General features: G+C 68.7%; 1 pseudogene. It reads right to left on the bottom strand.

Annotated features, from left to right (window positions below):
• Nucleotides 1-128 (bottom strand): annotated as a pseudogene (locus tag ACP7H9_RS14335) (oxidoreductase); the annotation flags it as partial.
• Between the last annotated feature and the right edge of the window lie 105 nt (nt 129-233).

Genomic DNA, 233 nt, shown 5'->3' with positions numbered 1-233 from the left:
AGATGCATCAGGTGCCAGTCGGTCGCCGCGCCTGCCAGCGCCGAGTACTGACACATCGGCGCGATGATGATGCGGTTCTCGAGCTCCAGGTCGTCCAGGCGCAGGGGCTCGAACAGGCGGGCGGACATCGGCGGGCTCCGGGAGCGGTGTCGGCAACTGGCGGCTTATCTGGAACATGCGGGTCCCGGCCACCAGCCCGGAACCGCGCATGGGACACCCGAGATCCGCCCACA

The sequence above is a fragment of the Idiomarina sp. ST20R2A10 genome, from assembly GCF_051842345.1.
Classification (GTDB): Bacteria; Pseudomonadota; Gammaproteobacteria; order Enterobacterales; family Alteromonadaceae; genus Idiomarina; species Idiomarina loihiensis.
The sequence above is the reverse complement of the archived record's forward strand: the minus strand, read 5'-3'. Positions and strand labels throughout refer to the sequence as shown.